Below are 2,356 nucleotides of genomic sequence, written 5' to 3' on the forward strand. Positions count from 1 at the left end.
TTTCGTGATGTAGTGCCCTTTGTATATTTCAGGTGTTTATAGCATGATTTTTACAGGACTATTCATAAAAAAGGTGGGTAAACTATCAAAATTTATCTGGCAAATTAATTTGATTACATAAAAATAAATTAAGCTGAATAAGGCTTATATATGGAAATGGGTAATAGTAATGATGGAACGAAAAGTCACATCTTTTGAACAATTAACAAAACGAACATCAACAGCATTATTGGGCTTAATGGTCTCAACAAAAGCTATTGCGCTATCGGCAACGACCACTAACATTATACAGGGGAGTGCACCTTATTTAAGTATGGATGGTGGTGTAACCAAGGCAATGAGTGACGAAGGTTTGCTCGGTATAAAATTCCCAGATGGCAGCTTGTATATTGCTCCGGGTGCAAATACTGATTTATATCCTAACGCAAAGATAGATAATTCAAGCTTTAACACTCCTATAACATTACCCAGCGAAACCAAAACCTTTGCTGATATTCAAACATTAGTGCCATTAGTGGGTAATAGTCATTATCCTCGAATTGAACTGAATAATTTAATTGCTGAACCCTATAATTATTGGGGAGATACCGATGGTGATGGAAATGCCAGCGCGACAGGTAGCCTAACAGTTGCATGGAAAAACGCCAATAATAAAGATATTACAGCCGAAATTAAAGCCAACCCGAATAAATTATTAACGGCTTGTGATGTGCCTTATCAACTGACCATTACGGCAACTAAGGGTAGCTTATCAACCGAGTATGGCGTGCCACAAACCAGCACTTTTAATGATATCAGACACACTTATTATCTTGGAGTTAAGACAGACAAACCAGCAGCCTGTTATGCCTCCCCTAATATTCTATATTCGGGGGGAATTCGACATGACGACCGTATGAATGGTCCTAATTGGGTGTCATTTGTGGGATTTAAAGTGAATGATGCCGATAAGCCCAGTGATAACTTCCCGACAACTGGGGCAGATGGTTTACACTTTTTCTTAATATTATCAGGCATAACGCCAGAACAGATTATTGCCGCAAATGGTGCTACTGTTAGTGCGGAGAGTGGGCATGGCGTTACTTTGTCCCTCTCTGCTGACAAGGTAAATTGGGATCCGACATGGGGGAGAGCAGATGAAGAACGCTGGAATGCAAGACCGATAGATGTTAGAAGCGGTCTAAAGATAAAGCTAAAAGGGCCAACGCTTGATTCAAAAGATAAGCGTTTTTCGCCTTCGGTATTTAAGCTTTACGCAGATAGTAGCCATACTAAATTACTTTATAGCTTTAAGATAGAGCGTTGGTATATAAATAATCCAGTCATTCTAAAAAATCGGCATTTGGAATATAACCCGATGACATATGAGCAAGCTATACAGTTTTGTCAAGGGTTAGGTAGTCATTATCGTCTCCCCGATGTTAATGATTACACTAATAACAATGAACCGTGGCTCGGTTGGACTGGTGGTCTACCAGAGTTGGGTGATTTTTACGGATATCAACGACGCTTAAGTTTTAAGCGTGGCAACCGTTGGGTAGGGGGATTATTTAATGAATGGGGGCGTATGGCTAGTTCATATCCATGGAGCAATGAAGAGGATACCCTACAAGAAGGAGATTATGCTGTTCCTTGGGAGATAAGTGGTAGCTCTTCCGATGGATTTTGGACGGCTTCCCTGCGCGAGCCTAATAAACATTTTACCGTTTACGCAATCGATGGTGGTATATGGTCTTATGATGATTCTGGACGCAATGTACAAGCAGCATGTGTCAGTCCTTAAAGGTGATGATGTGTTAGATGTGCGATTATGTTAATTCTGTCACCAGTCATTAAAACAGTGATGATTAGCCACTTATCAAAAGATAGGTGGCATTGAGTGAAGGTCAATTAAAATAGCAATCTTGCGCGAATGGTGGCAGCTACATTCTTTTCTATATCTTTTATCTATCAAGCAATTCCTCGGGTTTATTTGAAAATACCTTTATACATATGGGAATTATTTGCTTTATTGTTTGTCTTTTAATTCTCCATGCAGTTTAGGGAAAATTGCAGTATTGGGTTCTTTGGTATTTTTAAAAGCAGCTAGCTTAACTTTCATCTTAATAAACTCTAATAAACGTTAATAAATCTTAATAAAACATGTTTTTTTGCTTTCAAGCAATGTTAATTTTTGTTTATAATTTACTTTGCTCCTTTCGTGATGTAGTGCCCTTTGTATATTTCAGGTGTTTATAGCATGATTTTTACAGGACTATTCATAAAAAAGGTGGGTAAACTATCAAAATTTATCTGGCAAATTAATTTGATTACATAAAAATAAATTAAGCTGAATAAGGCTTATATATGGAAATGG

General features: G+C 37.8%; 1 protein-coding gene. It reads left to right on the top strand.

All coding sequences use genetic code 11. From position 1 onward, the window contains the following. Positions 1-169: 169 nt before the first annotated feature. Positions 170-1,783: a PH domain-containing protein gene (locus ACYIAL_RS12645; protein WP_483751119.1), complete on the top strand. Its 1,614-nt coding sequence runs from the start codon at positions 170-172 to the stop codon at positions 1,781-1,783. Positions 1,784-2,356: the final 573 nt, after the last annotated feature.

It is taken from the genome of Gilliamella sp. X-57, assembly GCF_057063565.1.

Excerpts from the sequence above, each read along its gene's own strand:
- ACYIAL_RS12645 (WP_483751119.1), top strand. The coding sequence starts at position 170 with ATGATGGAACGAAAAGTCACATCTTTTGAACAATTAACAAAACGAACA.